Below are 25,165 nucleotides of genomic sequence, written 5' to 3'. Positions count from 1 at the left end.
CCCGGTGAACTGGGGGATAACAAGGGGTTTTATGCACAGAGGCTTGCCGCTCTGGATCTCATACATGGATAACTATAGGTTTTACAGAGTTTTACACCATAGTTATACACATTTTCCGGCTGCGTTGTGGGTAACGGCGTAGAACAACTTATCCGGATCCATCTGTTAATAACCTGGTGGATAGCGATCTGGGGATAAGCGGGGAGATCAAGGCCTTTTTTACCGGATCTCCCGCTTCCATTCAGGCGATCAATGCCAACCAGTCCCGGATCCAGCCTTCTGCGGCATCTTCCGGGATCTCGTGCTGGGTCACGTCGATGTCCAGACGATCTCCAATCCGGCTGGCGCCGCACTCGGCCAGCAGTCGATCCAGCGTCTTGCCGCCCTGGCAAAAGGTGTCATAACTGCTGTCACCCAGCGCGATCACGCCATATTTCAATGCTTTAAGATCCGGATGCTGCTCGGCAAGATCCTTGGCGAAGGGCTGCAGGTTGTCCGGCACATCGCCGGCACCGTGGGTCGAGGTGACCACCAGCAGTATGGCTTCGGGCTCGGCGAGCACCTCGGCCAGGCTGGCCGGATTGTGGATCTCGGCCTGATGGCCTGCCTGTTCCAGCAAGCTGGCGACGTGGTCTGCGACATATTCGGCGGCTCCCAGCATGGAACCGACGACGAGATTGAGTTTGGCCATGGAATGGATCCTGATTTCTGACGAAGCGAGGGAAAGCCGGATTCTACCGCCAAAGGGTGTGGATAAATATGGATAAAGCTTGGGGATAATGGATCCTCGGTGCTTTTTGCCCCTCAATGGGGATCCCCGACGCACCGTTGACGCCTTCTTGCCGACTGGCAGAAAAAGATCGGCTCCCCCTCTTCATATGCTGCTCAATCGACGCCTTGATACGTTAAGTAACAATGCAGATGCAAATGATTAGCAATTATTGAATCGATTCGATCATGGCTCCTGTAGTAGCATGTCGCTGCTTTATTCGCCTGAGGAACCGGGCTACCGGCATGACCGGGCACCAATAATAAGAAATCAGAAACAACTCATTGATATTTGAGACACTTACTATGATTGCGCAAAAAGACACCCCCATCGCAGCAATGCGAAAGAGAGGCGCACAGCAACTGTTGCCGCTCTCCTGCCTGTTGGCCAGCCTGCCCGTGCTGGCGGCCGAACAACCGAAAGAACTGCCCAAGGCCAGCGAGACCATGGTGGTCACCGGTACCGCCATGAAGGTGGAAGTACCGATGGCCGAGACGCCTCGCGCCGTCTCCGTGGTCAACCGCGAGGACCTGGATCAGCACGCCGTGCAGCAGCTTGACGAGTCCCTGCGCTACCGCTCCGGCGTGCTCAGCGGCCTCTATGGCTCCGACAACAATACCGACTGGTTCAAGGTGCGTGGCTTTGATGCCGCCTCCTATCTGGATGGCAACCGCCTGTTCGGCACCGGTTACTATGTCTGGACGCCGGAGCCGTTCGGCCTGGAGAGCGTGGAAGTGCTGAAAGGGCCGGCCTCGATCCTCTACGGCGAGGCGCCTCCGGGCGGCGTGATCAATGCCATCAGCAAGCGGCCGACCGCCACCCCGCAGGGGCTGCTGGATCTGCAGCTCGGCAGCCGGGATCACCGCCAGATCGGGGTGGATGTCTCCGATGCGCTGACCGACAACAGCCGCTACCGCATGGTTGCTCTTTATAAAGAGCGTGACGGCGTGCTGGACGGCACCTACAACGATCGCGTCTATCTGGCGCCGAGTGTGACCTTCGATCTCTCGGATCGTACCAGCCTGACCCTGCTGGCCAGCTTCCTGCACGACGAAGGGGTGCCGACCAACGGCTTCTTCCCGGTTTACGGCACCCTCAATACCAGCGGTGGCCAGATCGATCCCAGCACCAACCTGAGCCAGCCGGATTACGATCGCAACCGCAACACCCAGATCTCCACCGGTTACGAGCTGGCTCACCAGCTCAACCAGACCTGGGAGTTCAAGCAGAACGTTCGCTTTAACTACAACGATCTGCTGCTGCGCCAGACCTATATCTTCCCGACCTATGAAGGCACTACTGCCTTCCGTGGCCTGGTTTACCGTGATGGCAATACCAAGAGCGCCACCATGGACAACCAGATGGTGGGTTACTGGAACACCGACAGCACCGAGCAAACCCTGCTGCTGGGGGTGGATCTGCAGCGCCATGTCAATGAAGGCCAGGAGGCCGACAACTACGGCATGGGCTCCATCAATACCATGAACCCGGATTACAGCGGCTTCCCCGGTTTTGATGAATCTACTGCCACCCACCAGAAGAGCACCAAGGGCCAGAGCGGCCTCTACGCCCAGCACCAGATCCGCTGGGACGATCGCTGGTTGCTGACCGGCGGCGGTCGCTTCGACTACGTGGAGACCCACAACATCAGCGAAGCCAAGGGCAAGAACGAGAAGCAGTATGATCACGAGCTCTCCCTCTCCGGCAGCCTGATGTACCTGGCCGACAACGGTCTCTCTCCTTATATTGCCTATGCCGAGTCGTTCGAGGTACTGCCGGGGATCGACCCCAACACCAGCCAGTCCTACAAACCGCTCAAGGGCACCCTGTACGAGACTGGGGTCAAGTACGCGCCGAGCTTCCTCGATGGCTACATCAACCTGGCCCTGTTCGATCTGGAGCAGACCAACTCGCTGGTCTCCACCGGTTCCGGCCAGCAGACCCAGGCCGGTGAAGTGATCTCCCAGGGGGTCGAGCTGGAAGGAAGCGTGCAGGCCACTGAGGCGCTGCGCCTGACCGCCGCCTACACCTATACCGATGCCAAGACCAACGACACCGGCAAGGGCGATCGCCGTGCCAGTCTGATCCCGCGCCACCAAGCCTCCTTCTGGGGCAACTACAAGGTGCAGCAGGGTCCGGTCTCCGGTCTGGAACTGGGTAGCGGCGTGCGCTATGTCGGTTCCAGCGTCGGCATCGGTGCCGTGAATGCGGACTACACCCCCATCTATGGCTCGGCCGAGGTGCCGGCCCATACCGTGTGGGATGCGATGATCGGGTATGACTTTGCCAAGAACTGGCGGGCTCAGCTCAACGTCAACAACCTGCTGGGTGATACCTACGTGGCCAGCTGCGACTACTACTGCTACTACGGCGAGCCGCGCAGCGTAGTGGGCAGCATCAACTACCGCTGGTAATCGAAGTGGGGCGGGAACCTGGTTCCCGCCCTTCTTTTCACCTGCAGTGCTCTGATCTCTCTGGAATACCGGTCCGTTATGGAACTCTTGTCTCTGGTTTATCGCCAATATCGTTGGCCCTTCATCGCCATTACCCTGCTCAGCCTGCTCAGTGCCCTCAGCGGGATTGGTGTCATTGCCTTTATCAATCAGTCTCTCGTCGAATCCGTCGGCGATCCGCTGCCGGTGCTCGGCCAGCTGATCGGCCTCATCTTATTGCTGCTGGTGATCACGCTCGGCTCTCAGCTGGCGCTGACCACCCTCGGCCATCATTTCGTCTACCGGCTGCGCGGGCGCCTGCTCAAGCAGTTGCTGGATACCGATGTGGCCCGTCTGCGCCAGATTGGCCAGGGGCCGCTGCTGGCCTCCCTCTCCAGCGACATCGGCCAGATCACCATCGCCTTCGTGCGCCTGCCGGAGCTGGTGCAGGGGCTGGTGCTCACCCTGGGGTCGGCCCTCTACCTCGGCTGGCTGTCGCCGGCCCTGCTCGGCGTCACCACCCTCTGGGTCACCTTCACCATGGTGGTGGGCTGGCTGCTGGTGAACCGGGTCTATCGCCATCTCTCCCACATGCGTGAGGCCGAGGATCGGCTCTATCAGAACTATCAGGCCATCATCGCCGGCAGCAAGGAGCTGGCACTCAACCGCGAGCGGGCCCACTTCGTCTACCACCAGCTTTATCAGCAGAATGCGCAGGACTACCGCCAGCAGATCATCCGCGCCGACACCTATCACCTGAGCGCGGTGAACTGGTCGAATATCATGATGCTGGGGGCCATCGGTCTGGTCTTCTTCCTGGCCAACGGGCTGGGCTGGGCCGACACCCGGGTGGCCGCCACCTTCGCGCTGACCCTGCTGTTCTTGCGTACCCCCTTGCTGCAGGGCATTGGCGCCTTGCCGACCCTGCTCTCCGCCCAGGTGGCGTTCGACAAGATTGCGGCGCTCAATCTGGCCGCACCGGACGCCGACTTCCCGCTGCCGTCCGCGCCCCGCGCCTGGCAGCGCATCGAGCTGGAGCAGGTGAGCTTTCACTATCAGGGGGAGGGCGGTTTCGCCGTCGGTCCGATCAACCTCACCATCGAGAAGGGAGAGCAGATCTTCATCATCGGTGGCAACGGCTCCGGCAAGTCGACCCTGGCCATGCTGCTGACAGGCCTCTATCAGCCGGTAGCGGGTCAGATCCTGCTGGATGGGGAGCCGATCACCGATCGCAACGCCTATCTGGCGCTCTTCTCCGCCATCTTCACCGACTATCACCTGTTCCAGCACCTGCTGGGGCCGGAACCCAAGGATGAGCTGGTGGCCGAGTGGCTGGAGCGGCTGCAGATGGGCAGCAAGCTCACCATCGAAGATGGCTTCATCGCCGATATCGATCTCTCCCAGGGGCAGCGCAAGCGGGTCGCCCTGCTGCTGGCGCTGGCCGAGCAGCGCGAGGTGATGCTGTTCGACGAGTGGGCCGCGGATCAGGATCCCCAATTCCGCCGCATCTTCTATCAGCTGCTGTTGCCGCGCCTGAAGGAGATGGGCAAGACGGTGATCGCCATCAGCCACGACGATCTCTACTTCTCCCAGGCCGACCGGCTGCTGGAGATGCGCCAGGGCCGGCTCAGCGAGCTGACCGGCGAGCGGCGCGAGCAGGTGAGCCGCGATGCGGTCGCCCATCTGGATTGTGACTTGAATGCAGAGGTGCCGGTTTGAACCCGGCCAACAGGAACCGCTTATGTTTGAGATGAAATCAGCCAGCTTCGCGGTCAATGACCGCACGCTGCTGCACCCCACCGATCTTTGTTTCGAGCAGGGCAAGGTCTATGGCCTCATCGGCCACAACGGTTCGGGCAAATCCACCCTGCTCAAGCTGCTGGCACGCCAGCAGCCGCTCAGTGACGGCGAGATCCGGTTCGATGACAAGCCGCTGTCGGCGTGGGGGGCACGCGACTTCGCCCGTCAGGTGGCCTATCTGCCCCAGCATCTGCCGAGCGCCGAAAACCTGCTCGGGCGGGAGCTGGTGGAGATGGGTCGCTACCCCTGGCGCGGCCTGCTGGGCCGGATGGGGGGGGAGGATCACCGCCAGGTCGAACGGGCCATCGCGCTGACCCATACCGAACGCTTTGCCGACCGGCTGGTGGATACCCTCTCCGGCGGCGAGCGGGGGCGGGTGTGGCTGGCCATGCTGCTGGCCCAGGAGAGCCGTTTCATCCTGCTGGACGAGCCGCTGGCCGCGCTGGACGTGGCTCATCAGGTGGAGGTGCTCACGCTCGTCAAGCAGTTGAGCCGCCAGCTCAAGCTCGGGGTCATCATTGTCATTCACGACATCAACATGGCCTCCCGCTTCTGCGATCGGCTGGTGGCGCTGCACTCCGGCCGCCTGCTCACCCACGGCGAACCCGAACAGATCATGACCGGCGAGACCCTGCACGCCATCTATGGCATCCCGATGGAGGTCATTCGCCACCCGGCCCATGACCATGCCATCGCCATCGTTTAGATAAGGCTTGTTATCTCGATGCTTTTATTCAAGAAAGTTGGCTGGTTCTGCTGCCTCTTGGCTCCGCTCATGTTGCAGGCCGAGCCAGCGATGCCTGCCGCTGCAGACCTCTCTCAAGCCGATGCTGTGAAGTCGGTACCCCGCATTGCCACCATTGACTGGACCATAGCGGAAACCCTGCTGGCGCTCGGGGTGACGCCGCTGGCGGTGGGGGATGTCGGCTCCTACCGCGCCTGGGTCGGCGAACCGCTGCTGCCGGCCGCCGTGGTGGACATTGGCCAGCGCGCCCAGCCCAACCGCGAGCTGCTGGCCGAGCTCAAACCCGATCGCATCCTCATCTCTCCGCTGGCGGCACCGCTGGCGCCGACTCTCTCCCGCATCGCACCGGTGCAATCCATCGCGCTCTACGAGCCGGATGCCGATCTGTGGCAGCGACTGCACGAGGCGACCCTGACCATAGCCGCGCTGGTGAACAAGACCGCCGAGGCCGAGCAACTGCTGGCCAGGCTGGACCAGGATCTGGCGCAGATGCGGGCCACATTACCCGAAGATCTGCCGCCCCTGCTGGTGGTGCAGTTTATCGATGAGCGCCATGTGCGGGTATTTGGCCACCACAGCCTGTTCGAGGCAGTGATGCAGCGGCTCGGCCTGCGCAATGGCTGGCAGGGGGAAACCAATGCCTGGGGATTTGCCGTGGCCAGCCTGGAGCAGTTGATGGCGCTGCCGCAAGCGCGGCTGGTGGTGGTCGATCCGATCCCGGTCGGGGTGAGCGAGCGGCTGCAGGAGCCCGGTTTGTGGCAACAGCTGCCACAGGTGAGGGCGGCTGCCGTGCTGCATCTGCCTGCGGTGTGGAGTTTTGGCGGCGTGCTGGCGGCGCGCCGCTTCGCCGTGCAGCTCAGTACTGCGCTGCAGCGGGATGGGCAAAGCGGGGAGGGGCTGCAATGAACCAGATTTTTCCATTGCCGCTGCGACTGCCCGTCAGCCTGCTGCTGGGGTTGACGCTGGCGCTCGCCGGTTGGGAGCTGACCGGTCAGTTGCCGGTGGCACGTTGGCTCGCGGCCCTGTTGTCGCCGGATCTGACCGATGCCAGCCAGGCGGTGGTCCACTTCAGCTGGCTGCCTCGCCTTGCCATCTGCCTGCTGGCCGGCGCCGCCCTCGGGCTGGCGGGCACCCTGATGCAGCAGGTGCTGCGCAACCCGCTGGCCTCGCCCACCACCCTGGGGGTGGCCTCCGGTGCCCAGCTGGCGCTGATGATGGTGACCCTGTTTGCCCCCTCCTGGCTGCTGCTGGGGCGGGAGTGGATCGCCATGGCCGGCGGCAGCCTCGCCATGGGGCTGGTGTTTGCCCTGGCCTGGCGTCGCCAGCTCAATCCGGTGGTCATTGTCTTTGCCGGGCTGGTGATCAACCTCTATCTGGCAGCCATCAGCATGGGGCTCCTGCTGTTCTTTCAGGAGGAGCTGAAAGGCTTGCTGGTGTGGGGCAGTGGCTCGCTGGTGCAGAACAGCTGGAGCGGGGTGAGCTACCTGCTGCCCCGTCTGCTGCTGGCCGGCGTGCTGGCCGCGGTGCTGGTGCGCCCGTTGGCGGTGCTGGAGCTGGACGATGCCAGCGCCCGCAGCTTGGGGGTCTCCCTTTCGCACCTGCGTTTCGCCGGGCTGGGGCTGGCGGTGTTCGTCACCGCCTGCGTGGTGAGCGTGGTGGGGCTGATCGGCTTCATCGGGTTGGCCGCGCCCGCCCTGGTGCGCTTGCTGGGGGTGAGAAAACTGGCCCTGCGGCTGCTGTGGGCCCCGGTACTGGGTGCTCTGCTGCTGGCGGCTACCGATCTGCTGCTGCAATCCCTGAGCCGCAGCGGCTCTGTGCTCATCCCGACCGGTGCCATGACGGCCCTGCTGGGGGCACCACTGCTGCTGTGGCTGATCCCGCACCTGGGCATCAAATCGGGCACGCCAAAGGCGAATGCCGCCCTGCTGGTGGCCCGCCACCCGGCGCCGGCCCGCCTTGTCGGCCTGATGTTGATGGGGCTGGTATTGGCGGTGATCGCCTCCCTGCTGTTTGGACAGGGGATGGACGGCTGGCACTGGCCGAGCTGGCTGCGCTGGCAGGCCCAGCTGGAGTGGCGGCTACCGCGCACCCTGGCGGCCGGTGCGGCGGGCGTGCTGCTGGCATTGGCGGGCACCCTGCTGCAACGGGTCAGCAGCAACCCCATGGCGAGCCCCGAGCTGCTGGGGGTGAGTGGTGGCACTTTCATGGGGGTGATTGCCACGGCGCTGCTGCTGCCCGCACTGCCACTGCCCATGATGCTGGCCGGCGGCCTGCTCGGTGCCTTCGGTTGCCTGCTGCTGTTGCTGCTGGTCAATCGCAGCCACGGCTTCCAGCCAGAGCGGCTGCTGCTCTCCGGCATCGCCATCACGGCGCTGTTCGAGCCGCTGCAGGCCATCGCGCTGGCCAACGGTGACCTGCGGGTGCAGCAACTGCTCTCCTGGATGTCCGGCTCCACCTATTACGTCACCCTGCCGCTTGCCAGTGGGTTGGTCGTGCTGGCGCTGACGCTGCTGGCAGCCTGCCTGCTGCTCAGTCGCTGGCTCGATCTGCTGCCGATGGGGCCGGCGGTGGCCGCCGCGCTCGGCATTCGGCTCAACCGGGCCCAGCTCGCCATCCTGCTGCTGGTGGCCGTGCTGACCGCCAGCGCGACCCTGGTGGTGGGACCGCTCTCCTTCGTCGGTCTGCTGGCACCGCACATGGCCAAGCTGATGGGGTTGGTGCGGGCACGCTGGCACCTGCTCGGTGCCGCCGTCTCCGGCGCCCTGCTGATGGTGTCAGCGGACTGGATCGGTCAGCAAATCCTGTTCCCGCAGGAGGTGCCGGTGGGGCTGGTCTCCACCTTGTTAGGGGGCGCTTACTTCATGTGGTGCCTGCGCCGCCTCTAGGTTGGTGGATGAAAAACGCGCAATAAAAAGCCCGGGATGAGCCCGGGCTTTTTATTGCCTGCCGTGCGGCGTTATTTGCCGATGCAGAAGCTGGAGAAGATGCGACCCAGCAGATCGTCGGAGCTGAACTCGCCGGTGATCTCGGAGAGGGACTCCTGCGCGAGGCGCAGCTCTTCGGCCACCAGCTCGCCGGCCACGAACACCTCCAGCTGCTCCTTGGCCACCAGCAGCCGCTCGGCGGCACGTTCCAGCGCATCCAGGTGGCGGCGGCGGGCCATGAAGCCCCCTTCGGTGTTGCCCTGGAAGCCCATGCAGGCTTTCAGGTGCTCGCGCAGGGCGGGCAGCCCCAGCTCGGTCTTGGCGGAGATGCGGTAGACGGCGTGGCCTTGCTCCTGGCTCGGTGCCAGATCCTCGCCGGTCAGGTCGGCCTTGTTGCGCACCACGGTGAGGCCGATCTTTTTTGGCAACCGATCAACAAATTCCGGCCAGATCTCACGCGGGTCGACCGCATCCGTGGTGGTGCCATCCACCATGAACAGCACCCGATCGGCCTGCTCAATCTCGGCCCAGGCACGCTCGATGCCGATCTGTTCCACCTTGTCCTGGGTATCGCGCAGACCGGCGGTGTCGATGATGTGCAGCGGCATGCCATCCAGATGGATGTGTTCGCGCAGCACGTCGCGGGTGGTGCCGGCGATCTCGGTGACGATGGCGGACTCGCGGCCGGACAGGGCGTTGAGCAGGCTGGATTTGCCGGCGTTGGGGCGACCGGCGATCACCACCTTCATCCCTTCCCGCAGCAGGGCGCCTTGCTTGGCTTCCCCGCGTACGTCGTCGAGCTCCGCCATGATGGCGTAGAGATCGCCCGCCACCTTGCCGTCGGAGAGAAAATCGATCTCCTCATCCGGGAAGTCGATGGCGGCCTCCACATAGATACGCAGCCGGGTGAGACTCTCCACCAGCTGCTGGATCTTGCCGGAGAACTGCCCCTGCAGGGAGTGCATGGCACTGCGGGCCGCCTGCTCGCTGGACGCCTCGATAAGGTCGGCGATGGCCTCGGCCTGGGCCAGATCCAGCTTGTCGTTCATGAAGGCGCGTTCGCTGAACTCGCCGGGGCGGGCAGGGCGTAGCCCTTTTATCTGCAGGATGCGGCGCACCAGCATGTCCATGATCACCGGGCCGCCGTGGCCCTGCAGCTCCAGCACATCTTCGCCGGTGAAGCTGTTGGGAGCCTTGAACAGCAGGGCGATGCCCTGATCCAGCGGCTGGCCTTGCTCATCCCTGAACGGCAGATATTCGGCATAACGCACCCGGGGGAGCTTGCCGAGCACTATCTTGGCGACCTGTTCGGCGGCGGGACCGGAGACGCGGACTATGCCGACGCCACCCCGGCCGGGGGCGGTGGCCTGGGCCACGATGGTATCTGTAGTCATCTTGCTTGGCTCATGTGTTCGCTGATGGTTCACAGCAGTGGGGTCATTGTAATAAAAAAGGCGGCCCGAAGGCCGCCTCTTTTGTCATCCATCTTGCCATCGGGAGCGATTAGCTGCGGGTATGCAGGCCTTTCTTCTCCAGCTGACGGTAGATGATGGTCTGTTGGGTAATGGAGATGACGTTGCTCACCAGCCAGTACAGGGTCAGACCTGCCGGGAACCAGAGGAACATGAAAGTGAAGATGATCGGCATGAACTGCATCACTTTCTGCTGCATCGGGTCGGTGATGGTGGTCGGGCTCATCTTCTGCAGGTACCACATGGACGCACCCATGAGGATCGGCAGCACGAAGAAGGGGTCCTTCACCGACAGGTCGGTGATCCACAGGGCGAACGGCGCGTGGCGCAGCTCAACGGATTCCATCAGTGCCCAGTAGAGGGCGATGAAGATCGGCATCTGCACCAGGATCGGCAGACAGCCACCCAGCGGGTTGACCTTCTCCTTCTTGTACAGCTCCATCATGCCCTGAGACATCTTCTGGCGATCGTCGCCGAAGCGCTCACGCAGTGCGGCCAGCTTGGGCTGCAGCATGCGCATCTTGGCCATGGAGGTGTACTGGGCCTTGGTCAGCGGGAACATGATGCCGCGTACCAGCAGGGTCAGCATGATGATGGCCACACCCCAGTTCTGGACGAAACCGTGGAACACGGTCAGCAGCCAGTGCAGCGGCTGGGCGATGAACCAGAGCCAGCCGTAGTCGACGGTCAGGTCGAGGTGGTTTGCCACCTTGGCCATCTGGTCTTGCAGCTTGGGACCGACCCACAGCTTGCTGGTCACTTCGGCTTGCTGGCCGGCAGCCACGTCAACCAGCGGCGCCTTGTAGCCGATGATGGCCTGGTCTTTGCCAGGGATCACGCGGCTGTAGAAGCTGTTGGTATCGTCGGCATTCGGTGCCCAGGCAGAGACGAAGTAGTGTTGCAGCATGGCGACCCAACCACCCTTGGTGGTCTTGTTCAGGTCGGCATCCTTCATCTCGTCGAAGGTGTACTTCTTGTAGCGGGTATCTTCGCTGGAGAAGGCACCACCACGGTAGGCACTGGCCACCATGGCATGACCCTGCTGGTCTTTCGGGGTAGTCACGGTCTGCTTCAGCTGACCGTAGAACTGTACCTGGACCGGCTCGGCGGACTTGTTGTCGATCTTGTAATCGACGCCAACGGCGTAGTCACCACGCTTGAGGACGAACTCCTTGGTGAAGACCACGCCCTTGCTGTCGGTCCAGGTCATCGGTACGACGACTTGATCCTGACCATCGGCCAGCTGGTAGCTGGTCTGGGCGGCTTCGTAGGTGGGACGACCCTGGGCCTGGCTGTCAGGACCATTGCGACCAACCAGACCGCTCTGGGCAACATAGAGGTGCTCAGGTTGGCTGGTCAGCAGTACGAACGGTTGATCCTTGCCTTCTTCCAGCTTGTGGGCCAGCAGATCGGCAGAGACGATGTCGCCACCCTGGGTATCCAGGGTCAGCTTGAGCACGTCGGAGGAGACGGTGATCAGCTTGCGTGCGGTGTTCGCATTGGCTTGCTCGGAAACCTGAGGAATATCACCGGTCTGACCGGCTTCAGGTACGAAATGTTCGGTTTGGGCCACGGTAGTCGGGGCCGGCTTCGGAGCCTTGTCGGACTCCCACTGTTGCCAGAGCAAAAAGCTCACGAACAGCAAACCGATCAGGATGAGATTGCGTTGTGATTCCATAGTCTTCAGTTTCTTCGCTTTGGTTGCGGAACCGGGTCATAACCACCCTCGGATAAGGGATGGCATTTTAATAGACGTTTGCTGGCTAACCAAACGCCTTTTATGAAACCGTGAAGTCGGATTGCTTCTATCGCAAATTGGGAACAAGTCGGAGTGAAACGGCAGCGCGGCCCGAGCAGCGGGCTAATGATTAGCTGATACAGGCGTATCAGTTTGACAGCTACCCATTGCAACGGCGTGACAGAGTGCGCCATAGCTTTTCCAGTAACTTGAACAGTTCCTCGTTATCCATCTCTTTCACACCAGCCTTGGCGATCACGACGATGTCGATAGCGGGCAGATTGGCCTGATTGAGGCGGAAACTTTCCCGAACCACCCGTTTTACACGGTTGCGCCAGACGGCACGCTTGAGTGCTTTTTTGGGCACAGCGAGACCAAGGCGAGGATGTTCGAGGGTATTGGGACAGGCGAGAAGCGTAATTTGCGGAGAAGCGGCCCGGACAGGCTCGGCGAAAACGCGTTTGAAGTGTTCGGGAGTTAACAGACGTAACTCCCGAGAAAAGGTGTGCTGGGTAGGCATTAGACTACCAGGCGGGCACGACCCTTGGCACGACGAGCGGCCAGAACTTTACGACCGTTGGCAGTTGCCATGCGGGCGCGGAAACCGTGAGAGCGCTTGCGCTTCAGGTTGGACGGTTGAAAAGTACGTTTCATGATTCGATTCCGTATTTCTGTACAGTTTTGATTGTCACACTTAGCCGACGCGCCAGCTATAGCGTGTGACGACTAGCAAAAGAGGCCGAATTCTAAACAGAGTTCGGCTTTTAGTCAATCCGCCGTTCCCTCTCTTCCTGCCCTGACCTTGCAAAGGCCCGAACCGGCAGTGAGGATCCAGAGGATCGAGGGCTCCGGATTATACTGGCAACCCGGGGTTTAACAAGGATCCTCCAATAAAAAAGGCGGCAATGCCGCCAAAGAGAGAGCTATTTAAGCACTTTGCGCAGGAACTCCCGGGTACGGGGATCCTGCGGATCGACCAATATCTGATCCGGCGGGCCTTGCTCCACGATCCGGCCCCCCTCCATGAAGATCACCCGATCGGCAACATCTCGAGCAAATTCAATCTCATGGGTTACCACCACCATGGTCTGGTGCTGGCGGGCCAGCTCCTTCATCAGGCCCAGTACCTCGTCGACCCACTCGGGGTCGAGTGCCGACGTGGGCTCGTCAAACAGGATTACCTTGGAGTGCGCGGCCATGGCTCGGCCGATGCCGACCCGTTGCTGCTGACCACCCGACAGGGAAGCCGGATAGGCGTCCTGCTTGTCGGCGAGGCCGATGTCCTTGAGGATGCCGAGGGCGGTGGCACGGGCCTCTGCCTTCGGCTGTTTCCAGACGGTGATCAGCCCTTCGGCGATGTTGTCCAGCGCCGTCTTGTTGGCGAACAGGGCGTAGTTCTGGAACACGAAGGAGGCCCGCTTGCGCAGCTCTATCGCCTGCTGCTCGCTGGCCCTGGCCAGGTTGAGCTGCAGGTCGTCGATGGCGAGGTTGCCGGCATCCGGGGTCTCCAGCAGGTTGAGGCAGCGCAGCAGGGTCGACTTGCCGGTGCCGGAGGGGCCGATGATGACCACTATCTCCCCCTTTTTCACCTCCAGATCGATGCTGTTCAGCACCTGATTGCCGTCATATGCCTTGGACAGGCCGGTTAGCTTGATCATGAGAGCCCTCCTTTAATAGGCACGGTTGAGACGGACTTCCAGCAGATGCTGCAAGCGGGTAAAGAAGATCACCACCACCCAGTAGACCAGCGCCACCGCCATGAAGCTCTCGAAGAACTTGAAGGAGGAGGAGGCTTCCATCTGCGCCTTGCCCATGATCTCGGCCACCCCCAGGGTAAAGGCCAGCGAGGTGCTCTTGATCATGTCGATGAAGTAGTTCATCAGCGATGGCGTCGCGATGCGGGCCGCCTGCGGCAATATGATCCGCTGCATCGCCTGGTAGCGGCTCATGCCGATACTGAGGGCGGCTTCCATCTGGCTCTTGTGGATGCCAATGATGGAGGCGCGGATCGATTCGGCCATGTAGGCGGCGAAGTGCAGGGTCAGGCCGACGATGGCGGCGGTAAAGGCATCCATTCCCACGAAGATGGGGAACAGCTGCGGCAGCCCGTAATAGAGCAGGAACAGCTGGACGAGTAGCGGTGTACCCCGGAAAAACGAGATATAGAGCATCGCCAGCCAGTGGATCACGGGAACGCGAAACACCCGTACTATCGCCAGGGCCAGCGACAGTACGAGTGCCAGGACGAATCCCCACAGGGCCATCTCCATCGTGGTGCCCAGATATTTGAGCAGGATGGGAAACAGCCCCAGCGTGTATTCGAGGTCAAATTCCATCATTTATTTGTCGGTGATGTCGGAAGCGAACCATTTTTCAGAGATCTGACGCAGGGAACCGTCCTTGCGCATGGCGGTGAGGGCATCGTCGACCTTCTTCAGGAGCGCCTGCTTTTCCGGGGTCTTCAGGAAGGGCAGGGCGTTCTCGATGGTTTCGAACGGTGCGCCGGCCTGCTGCAGCGGCAGCTTGGACTCTTTGATCAGCTGGGCGGTGGAGACGCGGTCCATCACGAAGGCATCGATCCGGCCCAGGGCGACATCCTGCTCGAAGGCAGAGTCATAGGTGCGGATGTCGATCTTCTTGTTCGGGTCGTTCTTGCGCAGCAGCTCTTCGAAGTTGGAGCCCAGGTTCACCGCGACCTTCTTGCCTTCCAGATCCTTGATGCCGTGAATGGTGCTGTTGCCCTTGCGGACCACGATCTGGGCACCGTCATAGACGTAGGGCTGGGAGAAGGCGTACTTGGCCTTGCGCTCGTCGGTGATGGTGATCTGGTTGGAGATGGTATCGACACGGCCGGTTTCCAGCATGCCGAACAGGCCGGAGAAGCTGGCGGTCACGAATTCGACCTTGTAGCCGGTGCGCTCACCGATCTGGTTCCACATATCCACCTCGAAGCCCTGCAGCTTGTCCTGCTTGACGAAGGTGAACGGGAAGTACTTGCCGGACATGCCGACCTTGATGGTTTCCTGGGCGATGGCTTGACCGGACAGGGCGGCCAGCAGAATGGCGGCGCCGGAGACCAGCTTGATGGATGACGTCATGGGGATTCCTCTCTCTCTGTTGTTCTGTATTTTTAGTTGTAAACACTGGATTTGCGCTGATGTTATTGGAATAAAAGCTAAAGAATAAATGATATTTGGTTATATAAAATAACCGCTTCAGGTCTGGATCTTTGGTGCCCCTGTCGATGGATCTGGCTGTGGGTAACTTTGGGGATGAAATCGGATTCGGCGTTGCTGGATCCTTGAAAGTCAAGGATCTTATTTGCTGGATCCGCGAGGTCGCGGCTAGAGATCCAGCCGCTAAAAACGTAGAATAGCCGGTCTTTAGTTAATCAATCGACGGGAGTTTAGAGTGACTGCTTCGCTATGGCAGCAGTGCCTTAACCGGCTGCAAGATGAGTTGCCCTCGGCAGAATTCAGCATGTGGATCCGGCCGCTTCAAGCGGAGTTGAGTGACAATACTCTGACCCTGTATGCACCGAATCGCTTTGTTCTGGACTGGGTTCGAGACAAGTATCTCATCCGGGTGAACGGCATCATCAATGAACTCTGCGGGGTCGACGGCCCCACTCTGCGTTTTGACATCGGTAATCGTCCCCATCCCGTCGCGGTCGCCAGAGCGCCGGCGCGGGGTGCGGATCCTGTGAATAACTCGCAGAAGAGCTGGGAAAGCAAGGCCGAGGCCAAACCCGAGCCGAACCACAAGAGCAACACCAACGTGAACTATACCTTCGAGAATTTCGTCGAAGGTAAGTCCAACCAGTTGGCCCGTGCGGCTGCCCGTCAGGTTGCCGACAATCCGGGCGGGGCCTACAACCCCCTGTTCCTCTATGGCGGCACCGGTCTGGGCAAAACCCACCTGCTGCATGCCGTCGGCAATGCCATCAAGGAGCGCAAGCAGGACGCCAAGGTCATCTACATGCACTCCGAACGGTTTGTGCAGGACATGGTGAAGGCGCTGCAGAATAACGCCATTGAAGAGTTCAAGCGTTATTACCGTAGCGTCGATGCCCTGCTCATCGATGACATCCAGTTCTTTGCCAACAAGGAGCGCTCCCAGGAGGAGTTCTTCCACACCTTCAACGCCCTGCTCGAAGGCAACCAGCAGATCATCCTGACCTCGGATCGTTATCCGAAGGAGATCAACGGGGTGGAAGATCGTCTCAAGTCCCGCTTCGGCTGGGGCCTGACGGTGGCGATCGAACCGCCGGAGCTGGAAACCCGGGTGGCGATCCTGATGCGCAAGGCGGACGAGAACCAGATCCACCTGCCGGACGAAGTGGCCTTCTTCATCGCCAAGCGGCTGCGCTCCAACGTGCGTGAGCTGGAAGGTGCCCTCAACCGGGTGATTGCCAACGCCAACTTTACCGGTCGGGCGATCAATATCGACTTCGTGCGCGAAGCGCTGCGCGACCTGCTGGCGCTGCAGGAGAAGCTGGTCACCATCGACAACATCCAGAAGACGGTGGCGGAGTACTACAAGATCAAGCTGGCGGATCTGCTCTCCAAGCGGCGTTCCCGCTCCGTTGCCCGCCCACGCCAGCTGGCGATGGCGCTGGCCAAGGAGCTGACCAACCATAGCTTGCCGGAGATAGGTGATGCCTTTGGTGGTCGTGACCACACTACCGTGCTTCATGCCTGCCGCAAGATCGAGCAGCTGAAGGAAGAGAGTCACGACATCAAGGAAGACTATTCCAACCTGATCCGTACCCTTTCTTCCTGACAACGGAACGGAGTGGACAGATGCAGTTCGAATATTCCAACCTGATCCGAACCTTTTCCTCCTAATAACAACGGAGAGCACAGATGCAGCTCGAAATTAGCCGTGAGGCCCTGTTACGTCCTCTGCAACTGGTGTCCGGTGCCCTCGGTGGCCGGCCGACCCTGCCAATCCTCGGCAACGTGCTGCTGGATGTGAGCAACGGTTTGCTGTCACTGACCGGGACCGACCTCGAAGTGGAGATGATCGGTCAGGTCTATCTCAACAGCGACAGTCAGGATGGCCGCACCACTGTGCCGGCGCGCAAGCTGCTGGACATCTGCCGCGGTCTGCCGGAGGGGGCGGACATTCGCCTCAATACCGAAGGCGAGCGTCTGATCATCCGTTCCGGCCGCTCCCGCTTCAACCTGTCGACCCTGCCGGCCACCGAATACCCGAACATCGAGGATTGGGAATCCGTGCTCGAGTTCGACATCGGCCAGCTGGAGCTTAAAAAGCTCATCGATGCCACCCAGTTCTCCATGGCCAGCCAGGACGTGCGTTACTACCTGAACGGCATGCTGTTCGAGAGCGAGGGCCACGGCCTGCGTACCGTGGCGACTGATGGTCACCGGCTGGCGACCTGCCGCCGCGAGGTGGTAACGGAATCGCTGCCCGATCATCAGGTTATCCTGCCGCGCAAGGGCGTGCTGGAACTGGTGCGCCTGCTGGAAGCGGAAGACAAGCCGGTACGGTTGCAGATCGGCCGCAGCAACCTGCGTGCCGCCCTCGACGGCTTCATCTTCACCTCCAAGCTGGTGGATGGCCGCTTCCCGGACTGGCGCCGCGTCATTCCGCGCAACAGCGACAAGGCCCTGATCGCCGGTCGTGAGGATCTGCGCCAGGCCTTTGCCCGTGCCGCCATCCTCTCCAACGAGAAATTCCGTGGGGTGCGTCTCAATCTGCAGGAAAACCTGCTGCGCATCACCGCCAACAACCCGGAACAGGAAGAAGCTGAAGAGCTGCTTGACGTACAATACGAAGCCGGCGAGATGGAGATTGGTTTCAACGTCTCGTATGTGCTGGACGTGCTGAATACGTTAAAATGTGACCAAATCCGGATCAGCCTGAGCGATTCCATCAGCAGCGCCATTATTGAGGATTTTGACAGTCAGGATGCTCAGTACGTGGTAATGCCGATGCGGATCTAGTCGTGTCCCTGGTCAAACTCCAGCTCAGCGACTTTCGCAATATCCAGCAGGCCAGTCTCGCGCTGTCGCCCGGCCTCAATATCCTGGTCGGGTGCAATGGCAGCGGCAAGACCAGCGTGCTGGAAGCCATTCACTACCTCGGTCTCGGTCGCTCCTTTCGTACTCACCTGACCGGGCGGGTCATCCGCCAGGGGGAGAGGGCGTTTACCCTGTTCGCCCAGTGCGAACTGGAAGGGCGCCAGGTGCCGATCGGTCTTGCCAAAGACAAGAGTGGCGAGACCCAGCTCAAGATCGCCGGTGCCCAGGCCCAGCGTCTGGCCGAGCTGGCCGAATTGCTGCCGGTGCAGTTGATCCATCCAGATGGCTTCAATCTGCTGACCGGCGGGCCACAGGCTCGTCGGGCCTGGCTCGACTGGGGTGTTTTTCATCAGGAGCCGACCTTCTTCTCCCTGTGGGGGCGAGTGCGGCGGTTGCTGAAACAGCGCAATGCGCTGCTGCGTCAGAGCAGCCAGTATCGCCAGCTGGCGTACTGGGATCAGGAATTGGTACGGCTGGGCGGTGAATTGGCCGAGTTTCGCGCCAGTTATTGTCAGGCCATTACGCCCCTGATCAAGGAGATGACGGCGGATTTTTTGCCGGAATTCGATATCAGTCTTGGATTCTATCGAGGCTGGGAAAAAGATACCCCGCTCAATGAATTGCTGGAGGCGGGGTTTGAGCGGGATCGGGCGCTGGGTTACACAGGAGTAGGCCCACAGAAGGCCGATGTGCGACTCAAGGCGAACGGCGTCCCCGCTCAGGATATTTTGTCCAGGGGTCAGTTGAAGTTGCTGGTCTGTGCCATGCGACTGGCCCAAGGGCTCTATTTGAATCAACATAGCAGCCGTGGCTGTATTTTTTTAATTGATGATTTTGCCTCTGAACTGGATGTCGACAAGCGCCGGTTGCTGGCCGCAAGGCTGAAGCAGTGTGCGTCCCAGGTATTCATTACCGCCATCGACACCGGTCAGCTCGCAGACATGATGGATGCGAATGACTGCAAGTTGTTCCACGTGGAACAAGGCAAGATCTCCGAAACGTTAGAGAAGGCAGAGAGTAAGCTATGAGTGAAAATACTTACGACTCCTCGAATATCAAGGTACTGAAGGGCCTGGATGCGGTCCGCAAGCGCCCGGGGATGTATATCGGCGATACGGATGATGGCTCGGGTCTGCACCACATGGTGTTCGAGGTCGTCGACAACTCCATTGACGAGGCTCTGGCCGGCTACTGCTCCGATATTCAGGTCAAGATCCATTCCGACGGTTCCGTCTCCGTCCGTGACAACGGTCGTGGTATTCCTGTCGACATCCACCCGGAAGAGGGTCGCTCCGCTGCCGAAGTCATCATGACCGTGCTGCACGCGGGCGGCAAGTTCGACGACAACTCCTACAAGGTCTCCGGTGGTCTGCACGGCGTCGGCGTCTCCGTGGTAAACGCCCTCTCTGACAAGCTGCTGCTGACCATCCGTCGCAACGGCCATGTCTACGAGCAGACCTATCACCTGGGTGAGCCGCAGGCACCGCTCAAGCAGATTGGCGACAGCACCGGCACCGGGACCGAAGTTCGCTTCTGGCCGAGCCCGACCATCTTCAGCGATACTCTGTTCCACTACGAGATCCTGGCCAAGCGCCTGCGCGAGCTCTCCTTCCTCAACTCCGGCGTCTCCATCCGCCTGCTGGATGAGCGTGACGGCCGCGAGGCGCACTTCTGCTACGAAGGCGGCATCAAGGCGTTCGTCGAATACCTGAACCAGAACAAAACCCCGATCCACCCGAAAGTGTTCCACTTCACCACCGAGCAGGACGGCATCGGCGTCGAAGTGGCGATGCAGTGGAACGACGCCTATCAGGAAGGGGTTTACTGCTTCACCAACAACATTCCGCAGCGCGATGGTGGTACCCACCTGGTGGGCTTCCGTACCGCACTGACCCGTACTCTGAACTCCTACATGGACAAAGAGGACTACAGCAAGAAGGCCAAGTCTGCCGCCAGTGGCGACGACGTGCGTGAAGGTCTGATTGCCGTTATCTCCGTCAAGGTGCCTGACCCTAAGTTCTCCTCCCAGACCAAGGACAAGTTGGTCTCTTCCGAAGTGAAGACCGCGGTCGAACAGGCGATGGGTGAGAAGCTGGCCGACTTCCTGCTGGAAAACCCGGGCGATGCCAAGATCGTGGTCAACAAGATCATCGATGCGGCACGTGCCCGTGAGGCGGCCCGCAAGGCCCGCGAACTGACCCGCCGCAAAGGCGCGCTGGATATCGCCGGTCTGCCCGGCAAGCTGGCTGACTGTCAGGAAAAAGACCCCGCTCTCTCCGAACTCTACATAGTGGAAGGGGACTCTGCTGGCGGTTCCGCCAAGCAGGGTCGCAACCGGAAGAACCAGGCCATCCTGCCGCTCAAGGGCAAGATCCTGAACGTGGAGAAGGCCCGTTTCGACAAGATGATCTCCTCCCAGGAGGTGGGCACCCTGATCACCGCACTGGGCTGCGGCATCGGTCGTGACGAGTACAACCCGGACAAGCTGCGTTATCACAACATCATCATCATGACCGATGCGGACGTCGATGGTGCGCACATCCGTACCCTGCTGCTGACCTTCTTCTATCGTCAGATGCCGGAAATCATCGAGCGTGGCTATGTCTACATCGCCCAACCGCCGCTCTACAAGGTGAAGAAGGGCAAGCAGGAGCAGTATCTGAAAGACGAAGATGCGCTGCTGCAGTACCAGACTGCCATGGCGCTGGATGGTGCGACCCTGCACGTCAACGAGTCTGCCCCGGCCATCGGTGGTGAGGCGCTGGAGCGTCTGGTCAACCAGCATCGCTCGGTGACTCACCTGATCACCCGTATGTCCCGCCGCGCGCCGGAAGCCGTACTGACCCAGCTGATCTATCAGCCGGAGCTGAACGAAGCTCTGCTGAGCAGCGAGAGCGATCTGCTGGCCTGGTGCCAGAGCATGGAAGCCGTGCTCAACGAGAGCAACCACGGCATCCAGTACCAGATGCAGGTGCGCCACGACGAAGAGCGCCGTCTGTTCGTGCCGCACGCCGTGGTACGCCAGCACGGGGTTGACCGCGAATACCCGCTCAGCTACGACTTCCTGCAATCCTCCGAGTACCGTCAGCTGGTCTCACTGGGCAAGGAGATCGCCAACCTGATCGAGGAAGGCGGTTACATCAAGCGTGGCGAGAAGGTGAAGCCGGTCGCCAGCTTCGTCGAAGCGGTCGAGTGGCTGATGGGCGAAGGCAAGCGTGGCATCTACATCCAGCGCTATAAAGGGCTGGGCGAGATGAACCCGGACCAGCTGTGGGAAACCACCATGGATCCGGAAGCCCGTCGCATGCTGCGCGTCACCATCGACGACGCCGTCGGTGCCGACCAGCTCTTCTCCACCCTGATGGGTGATGCCGTTGAGCCACGCCGTGACTTCATCGAGACCAACGCCCTGCGCGTGGCCAACCTCGACGTCTAATTCGACGCTGTCAGTTCGATATAAAAAAGCCGCTCCCTGTGAGCGGCTTTTTGTTTTTCTGGCGAAGGAGGTGGCACGTTCCACGTGAAACATGGCTCCGTCTTGATGGTGCCGGCTCAGCCCAGTTCGGGGGCCGGGCAGTAGAGGCGCAGACGATGACCATCCGGATCGAGCGCCATGCAGGTGTAGCCAAATTCCATCCAGGTTGGTGCCTGGATCAGGGTGAGCCCGCGTGCCTGCCACTCGGCAGACTGGCGATCGACGGTGGCATCATCGGGGAGGGCGAAGGCCAGCTCCATGGCCCCGGCCGTTTGGGTCACGGCGGGCTCGACCGTGGCGCTGGACCAGAGTGCCAGTCTGGCGCCCGATTCGAACACGAACATGGCAAAGGTGGGGGACTCTTCCACCGGTGGTCGTCCGAACAGCTCGCGATAGAAGAGCGCGCTGCGGGCCGGGTTGGCAACGTAGAGGATGGTGAACTGGGGGACTAACATGGTGATGCTCCTTGCTGATGAGATGGCGCATCGGCGCCGACCCCGTCAGCATGGCGCTGCCTGCTGTCAGTTTCTGTCAGCAATGAATCTGGGCTGCGGGATCTGCTGGCTGGCGCGCCACTCCTTGAGCAGCCGCTCCCGATTGCCCGGATAAGGTTCCGCCTCCAGCCGCATCGCGCTGATCCTGTCCACCCGAAAGTGACGAAAGCTCTGGCGCAGCTCGCACCAGGCCACCAGTACCCGCACCTGGTCGAAGTAGCCGAGGGCAAAGGGCCAGATGGTGCGCTCCGAACTCTCCTCCTTGAGATCCCGACAGCTCAGGGTCACTTTGCGCTGCTGGCGGATGGCGCTGCGCAGCGGAGCCTCATCGACGGGGCTGTCACCGCGAGAGGTGCCGATCAGCAGGGCATTGGCATGCAGCTGTTGGCGATAGTCGGCGGGCAGCACGGCCTCTATCTTGGCCAGCGCGCTGCTGGCGGCGGTACTGAGGGCATGGTCGGCATGGGCCGCCACCCAGCGTGAGCCCAGCACCAGCGCATCCAGCTCCTCTTCGCTGAACATCAGCGGCGGCAGCATGAAGCCGGGGCGCAGCACATAGCCGATGCCCGCTTCCCCCTCGATGTGGGCGCCCTGTGCCTGCAGGGTGGCGATATCCCGATAGAGGGTGCGCAGGCTGATGCCAAGCTGGCTGGCCAGCTCGCTGCCGGTGATGGCGTAGCGGTGGCCGCGCAGCAGTTGCAGCAGGGCCAGCAGGCGTTCTGAACGGGACATGATGTGGCTCCTCAAAATCTCCACTCAGGGTGCCATGTTGTGACTGGGGGAGAAAGTTGAATGTGGCAAAGGCCTGCAACGGGTGGCGAGAAGATTTTTCGATCAGGACCCTTGAAAGCCGAAAGCGGGCCCCTATATAGATAACAAGGCCGGAACGCTCGACAGAGGTTTCGACCAGGCGCCCGTCCATCAGGAGGGCAAACAATCAGTTATCGCTCAAAAGAGGATAATACTATGCGTTCAATCGACTTTTCTCCGCTCTATCGTTCTGCTATTGGTTTCGATCGTCTGGCCAATCTCATCGAATCTGCGGCCAGCAATGGCAATGCCGGTTATCCCCCCTACAACATCGAGCAGCTGGGTGACAGCGACTACCGCATCAGCATGGCGGTGGCGGGCTTTACCCAGGAAGAGCTGGAGCTGAGCTTCCAGGAAAATCTGCTGACGGTGAAGGGCAACAAGCAGGCCGATACCGAGCGCAACTACCTCTACCAAGGCATAGCCGAACGCGGTTTCGAGCGTCGCTTCCAGCTGGCTGACTATGTGCGGGTGAAGGGTGCCGATCTGAAAAACGGTCTGCTTCACATCGACCTGGTGCGCGAAGTGCCCGAGGCGATGAAGCCGCGCAAGATCGAGATCAACGGCTGATAGCCTGACCTCATTGAATTGTTGACGTTTCCCGGGTGCCGATGACGGGCCCGTGGAGAAATGAAACCTGTTGCTTATAGAAGGATAGGATTATGCGTAACCTCGATTTTTCTCATCTCTATTCCAACGCCGTCGGCTTCGAGCGGATGGCCCGTGAGCTGGAAGGTCTGTTCGAGCAGAAGACCGCCGCTTACCCCCCGTACAACATCGAAAAGCGCGATCACGATGGCTATCGCATCACGGTTGCCGTGGCCGGCTTCGAGCGTGAAGAGCTGGAGCTGGAGACCGAAAACGGCACCCTCAAGGTGAAGGGGCGCAAAGCCGCCGCCGATGAACGCCAGTTCCTCCATCGGGGGATCGCTGAACGCGACTTCGAGCTCGCCTTCAAGCTGAGCCAGCATGTGGAAGTGCAGGGCGCCAAGCTGGAGCATGGCCTGCTGACCATCGATCTGGCGCGCGAGCTGCCGGAGGCGCTCAAGCCTCGTGCCATCCCCATCGGCAAGCCCGATCAGCTGGCACTGCCCGGTTAAGCCAACCGGCGCGCAATAAACAAGAGAGGCCTGCATGTGCAGGCCTCTCTGTTTTTGTATCGCCGAACTGGCTTAGCCGGCGTAGAGGGCGTTGATCTCGTCGGCCAGGATGGCGATGCCGCGCCGCACCAGCTCCTCGCTCTGGGAGTAGTTGAGGCGGATGCACTCCTGGCTGTGACGCCACTCCGGGTCGTCGATGCCAGGGAAGAAGTAGTGGCCAGGCACGATCAGCAGGTTCTTCGCCTTTAGTCGCTCGTACAGATCCTGACAGTGGATCGGCAAGCCCTCGAACCAGAGCCAGAGGAAGAGGGCGCCTTCCGGCTTGTGGATGTGGAAGCGCGGATCGGGGATCGCCTCGCGCAGCAGTTGTACCGCCAGCTCCGCCTTCTGCTGATAGAAGGGTTTCACCACCTGCTCGCTGAGGGCGATGATCTCACCGCTCTCGATCATCGGAATGGTGATGGCGGGCCCCAGACTGCCCGGCGCCAGATTGATGATACCGCTCAGGTTGGTGATGGCCTGAATGATCTTCTCGTCGGCGATGACGATGCCGCAGCGAGTGCCCGGCAGGCCGAGCTTGGAGAGGCTCATGCAGAGGATGGTATTGGCGTTCCAGAACGGCTTGGCCTCGCTGAAGATGATGCCCGGGAAGGGGACGCCGTAGGCGTTGTCGATCAGCAGCGGAATGCCCTTGTCGCGGGCAATCTGATCGAGGTGTTCGATCTCTTCATCGGTCAGCACGTTGCCGGTGGGGTTGGTGGGGCGGGAGACGCAGATCACCCCGATGTCGTCACCCACCTGCAGGCTCTCGAAGTCCACGTGGTACTTGAACTGGCCGTCGGCCAGCTTCTCTATGGTGGGCTTGTAGGCCACGAAGTAGTCGTCCGTCAGTGCCGAGTCGGCATAGCCAATGTACTCGGGGGCGAGCGGGAACAGCACCTTCTTCTTGCGGCCATCGGCAAATTCGCCCGCCAGCAGGTTGAACAGATAGAAGAAGGCGTTCTGGCTGCCATTGGTCAGGGCGATGTTGCGGGCGGAGATGTCCCAGCCCAGCTCCTTGCTGAGCAGGGCCGCCAGCGCCTTGGTGAACCTGTCCTTGCCCTGGGGGCCATCGTAGTTGGCCATCGCCTTCACCAGCTCGCCGTTGTCGAGCAGGCCCTTGGCCTCGGCCTGAAAGCGTTCCAGCATGGCGGGGATGGGGGCCGGGTTGCCGCCACCCAGCATGATGGCGTCCGGATTGGTCAGCCCCTGATTAAGGTCATCCATGAGTTGGGTAATACCGGCATGGCGAGTGAACTTCTCGCCGAACAAGGAAAATTCCATTCGGTGACAGATCCAGAGTCAGTTACGGGGGAGCTA

General features: G+C 61.0%; 23 protein-coding genes. 11 read left to right on the top strand and 12 right to left on the bottom strand.

Annotated features, from left to right (window positions below; translation table 11 throughout):
- Window positions 1-241 precede the first annotated feature (241 nt).
- Complete coding sequence (gene mioC / locus OKC29_RS16115) at window positions 242-691, bottom strand: FMN-binding protein MioC (protein ID WP_043126228.1); 450 nt, start codon at window positions 689-691, stop codon at window positions 242-244.
- A 383-nt stretch (window positions 692-1,074) separates the two neighbouring features.
- On the opposite strand from mioC, the gene OKC29_RS16110 reads away from it, so the two are divergent.
- From OKC29_RS16110 to fhuB, 5 genes are all read left to right on the top strand, one after another.
- Window positions 1,075-3,183 carry a TonB-dependent siderophore receptor gene (locus OKC29_RS16110; RefSeq protein ID WP_162275556.1) on the top strand — a complete coding sequence of 703 codons (2,109 nt, stop codon included), beginning with the start codon at window positions 1,075-1,077 and terminating at the stop codon, window positions 3,181-3,183.
- Window positions 3,184-3,261: 78 nt separating this feature from the next.
- Window positions 3,262-4,920: a multidrug ABC transporter permease/ATP-binding protein gene (locus OKC29_RS16105; protein ID WP_073348556.1), complete on the top strand. Its 1,659-nt coding sequence runs from the start codon at window positions 3,262-3,264 to the stop codon at window positions 4,918-4,920.
- Window positions 4,921-4,942: 22 nt separating this feature from the next.
- The gene (locus OKC29_RS16100; RefSeq protein ID WP_073348555.1) at window positions 4,943-5,707 is read left to right on the top strand and encodes an ATP-binding cassette domain-containing protein; all 765 of its coding nucleotides are present in this window, start codon (window positions 4,943-4,945) and stop codon (window positions 5,705-5,707) included.
- A gap of 18 nt (window positions 5,708-5,725) precedes the next feature.
- On the top strand, window positions 5,726-6,652 hold the full coding sequence (locus OKC29_RS16095; RefSeq protein WP_073348554.1) for an ABC transporter substrate-binding protein: 927 nt from the start codon (window positions 5,726-5,728) through the stop codon (window positions 6,650-6,652).
- Window positions 6,649-8,631, top strand: a complete 1,983-nt coding sequence (gene fhuB / locus OKC29_RS16090; protein WP_073348553.1) for a Fe(3+)-hydroxamate ABC transporter permease FhuB — start codon at window positions 6,649-6,651, stop codon at window positions 8,629-8,631. Before OKC29_RS16095 ends, fhuB begins: the two co-directional genes overlap by 4 nt.
- 71 nt (window positions 8,632-8,702) lie before the next feature.
- Here fhuB and mnmE read toward each other — a convergent pair whose 3' ends face one another.
- From mnmE to OKC29_RS16050, 8 genes are all read right to left on the bottom strand, one after another.
- Window positions 8,703-10,064: a tRNA uridine-5-carboxymethylaminomethyl(34) synthesis GTPase MnmE gene (gene mnmE / locus OKC29_RS16085; RefSeq protein ID WP_073348552.1), complete on the bottom strand. Its 1,362-nt coding sequence runs from the start codon at window positions 10,062-10,064 to the stop codon at window positions 8,703-8,705.
- 109 nt (window positions 10,065-10,173) lie between these two features.
- A complete protein-coding gene (yidC, locus tag OKC29_RS16080; RefSeq protein ID WP_011707925.1) occupies window positions 10,174-11,820 on the bottom strand; it encodes a membrane protein insertase YidC in 1,647 nt (548 codons plus the stop codon).
- A gap of 5 nt (window positions 11,821-11,825) precedes the next feature.
- Window positions 11,826-12,074, bottom strand: a complete 249-nt coding sequence (gene yidD, locus OKC29_RS16075; RefSeq protein WP_010635605.1) for a membrane protein insertion efficiency factor YidD — start codon at window positions 12,072-12,074, stop codon at window positions 11,826-11,828.
- Window positions 12,041-12,400: a ribonuclease P protein component gene (gene rnpA, locus OKC29_RS16070; RefSeq protein ID WP_011707927.1), complete on the bottom strand. Its 360-nt coding sequence runs from the start codon at window positions 12,398-12,400 to the stop codon at window positions 12,041-12,043. Before rnpA ends, yidD begins: the two co-directional genes overlap by 34 nt.
- Window positions 12,400-12,534, bottom strand: a complete 135-nt coding sequence (rpmH, locus tag OKC29_RS16065) for a 50S ribosomal protein L34 (protein ID WP_005307156.1) — start codon at window positions 12,532-12,534, stop codon at window positions 12,400-12,402. The genes rnpA and rpmH overlap by 1 nt, the downstream gene beginning before the upstream one ends.
- A 269-nt stretch (window positions 12,535-12,803) precedes the next feature.
- Window positions 12,804-13,538 carry an amino acid ABC transporter ATP-binding protein gene (locus OKC29_RS16060; RefSeq protein ID WP_017410488.1) on the bottom strand — a complete coding sequence of 245 codons (735 nt, stop codon included), beginning with the start codon at window positions 13,536-13,538 and terminating at the stop codon, window positions 12,804-12,806.
- 12 nt (window positions 13,539-13,550) lie between these two features.
- On the bottom strand, window positions 13,551-14,219 hold the full coding sequence (locus OKC29_RS16055; RefSeq protein ID WP_011707929.1) for an amino acid ABC transporter permease: 669 nt from the start codon (window positions 14,217-14,219) through the stop codon (window positions 13,551-13,553).
- Window positions 14,220-14,978 (bottom strand): amino acid ABC transporter substrate-binding protein, encoded by a 759-nt coding sequence (locus tag OKC29_RS16050; protein ID WP_005307144.1) that lies wholly within the window; start codon window positions 14,976-14,978, stop codon window positions 14,220-14,222.
- A 313-nt stretch (window positions 14,979-15,291) separates the two neighbouring features.
- On the opposite strand from OKC29_RS16050, the gene dnaA reads away from it, so the two are divergent.
- The 4 genes from dnaA (at window position 15,292) to gyrB (ending at window position 21,363) form a co-directional block, all read left to right on the top strand.
- Window positions 15,292-16,662, top strand: a complete 1,371-nt coding sequence (gene dnaA, locus OKC29_RS16045) for a chromosomal replication initiator protein DnaA (protein ID WP_005307141.1) — start codon at window positions 15,292-15,294, stop codon at window positions 16,660-16,662.
- A gap of 83 nt (window positions 16,663-16,745) precedes the next feature.
- Window positions 16,746-17,849, top strand: coding sequence for a DNA polymerase III subunit beta (gene dnaN, locus OKC29_RS16040; protein WP_011704048.1), 1,104 nt, complete (start codon window positions 16,746-16,748; stop codon window positions 17,847-17,849).
- A gap of 2 nt (window positions 17,850-17,851) precedes the next feature.
- The gene (recF, locus tag OKC29_RS16035; protein ID WP_017410490.1) at window positions 17,852-18,955 is read left to right on the top strand and encodes a DNA replication/repair protein RecF; all 1,104 of its coding nucleotides are present in this window, start codon (window positions 17,852-17,854) and stop codon (window positions 18,953-18,955) included.
- Window positions 18,952-21,363, top strand: coding sequence for a DNA topoisomerase (ATP-hydrolyzing) subunit B (gyrB, locus tag OKC29_RS16030; protein ID WP_016348869.1), 2,412 nt, complete (start codon window positions 18,952-18,954; stop codon window positions 21,361-21,363). Before recF ends, gyrB begins: the two co-directional genes overlap by 4 nt.
- A 116-nt stretch (window positions 21,364-21,479) precedes the next feature.
- On the opposite strand, the gene OKC29_RS16025 is transcribed toward gyrB, so the two are convergent.
- Window positions 21,480-21,857: a VOC family protein gene (locus OKC29_RS16025; RefSeq protein WP_073352271.1), complete on the bottom strand. Its 378-nt coding sequence runs from the start codon at window positions 21,855-21,857 to the stop codon at window positions 21,480-21,482.
- A 66-nt stretch (window positions 21,858-21,923) separates the two neighbouring features.
- The gene (locus tag OKC29_RS16020) at window positions 21,924-22,628 is read right to left on the bottom strand and encodes a helix-turn-helix transcriptional regulator (protein WP_270669374.1); all 705 of its coding nucleotides are present in this window, start codon (window positions 22,626-22,628) and stop codon (window positions 21,924-21,926) included.
- 234 nt (window positions 22,629-22,862) lie between these two features.
- Between OKC29_RS16020 and OKC29_RS16015 the strand changes: the two genes are divergently transcribed.
- Window positions 22,863-23,276 carry an Hsp20 family protein gene (locus tag OKC29_RS16015; protein ID WP_010635612.1) on the top strand — a complete coding sequence of 138 codons (414 nt, stop codon included), beginning with the start codon at window positions 22,863-22,865 and terminating at the stop codon, window positions 23,274-23,276.
- A 92-nt stretch (window positions 23,277-23,368) separates the two neighbouring features.
- On the top strand, window positions 23,369-23,806 hold the full coding sequence (locus OKC29_RS16010) for an Hsp20 family protein (RefSeq protein WP_049045656.1): 438 nt from the start codon (window positions 23,369-23,371) through the stop codon (window positions 23,804-23,806).
- A 72-nt stretch (window positions 23,807-23,878) separates the two neighbouring features.
- Here the strand turns inward: OKC29_RS16010 and OKC29_RS16005 are convergent, their stop codons facing one another.
- A complete protein-coding gene (locus OKC29_RS16005; RefSeq protein ID WP_049045655.1) occupies window positions 23,879-25,129 on the bottom strand; it encodes a valine--pyruvate transaminase in 1,251 nt (416 codons plus the stop codon).
- Between the last annotated feature and the right edge of the window lie 36 nt (window positions 25,130-25,165).

Origin of the sequence: Aeromonas sp. QDB34, from assembly GCF_027705405.1 — a bacterium.
Classification (GTDB): Bacteria; Pseudomonadota; Gammaproteobacteria; order Enterobacterales; family Aeromonadaceae; genus Aeromonas; species Aeromonas hydrophila.
The sequence above is the reverse complement of the archived record's forward strand: the minus strand, read 5'-3'. Positions and strand labels throughout refer to the sequence as shown.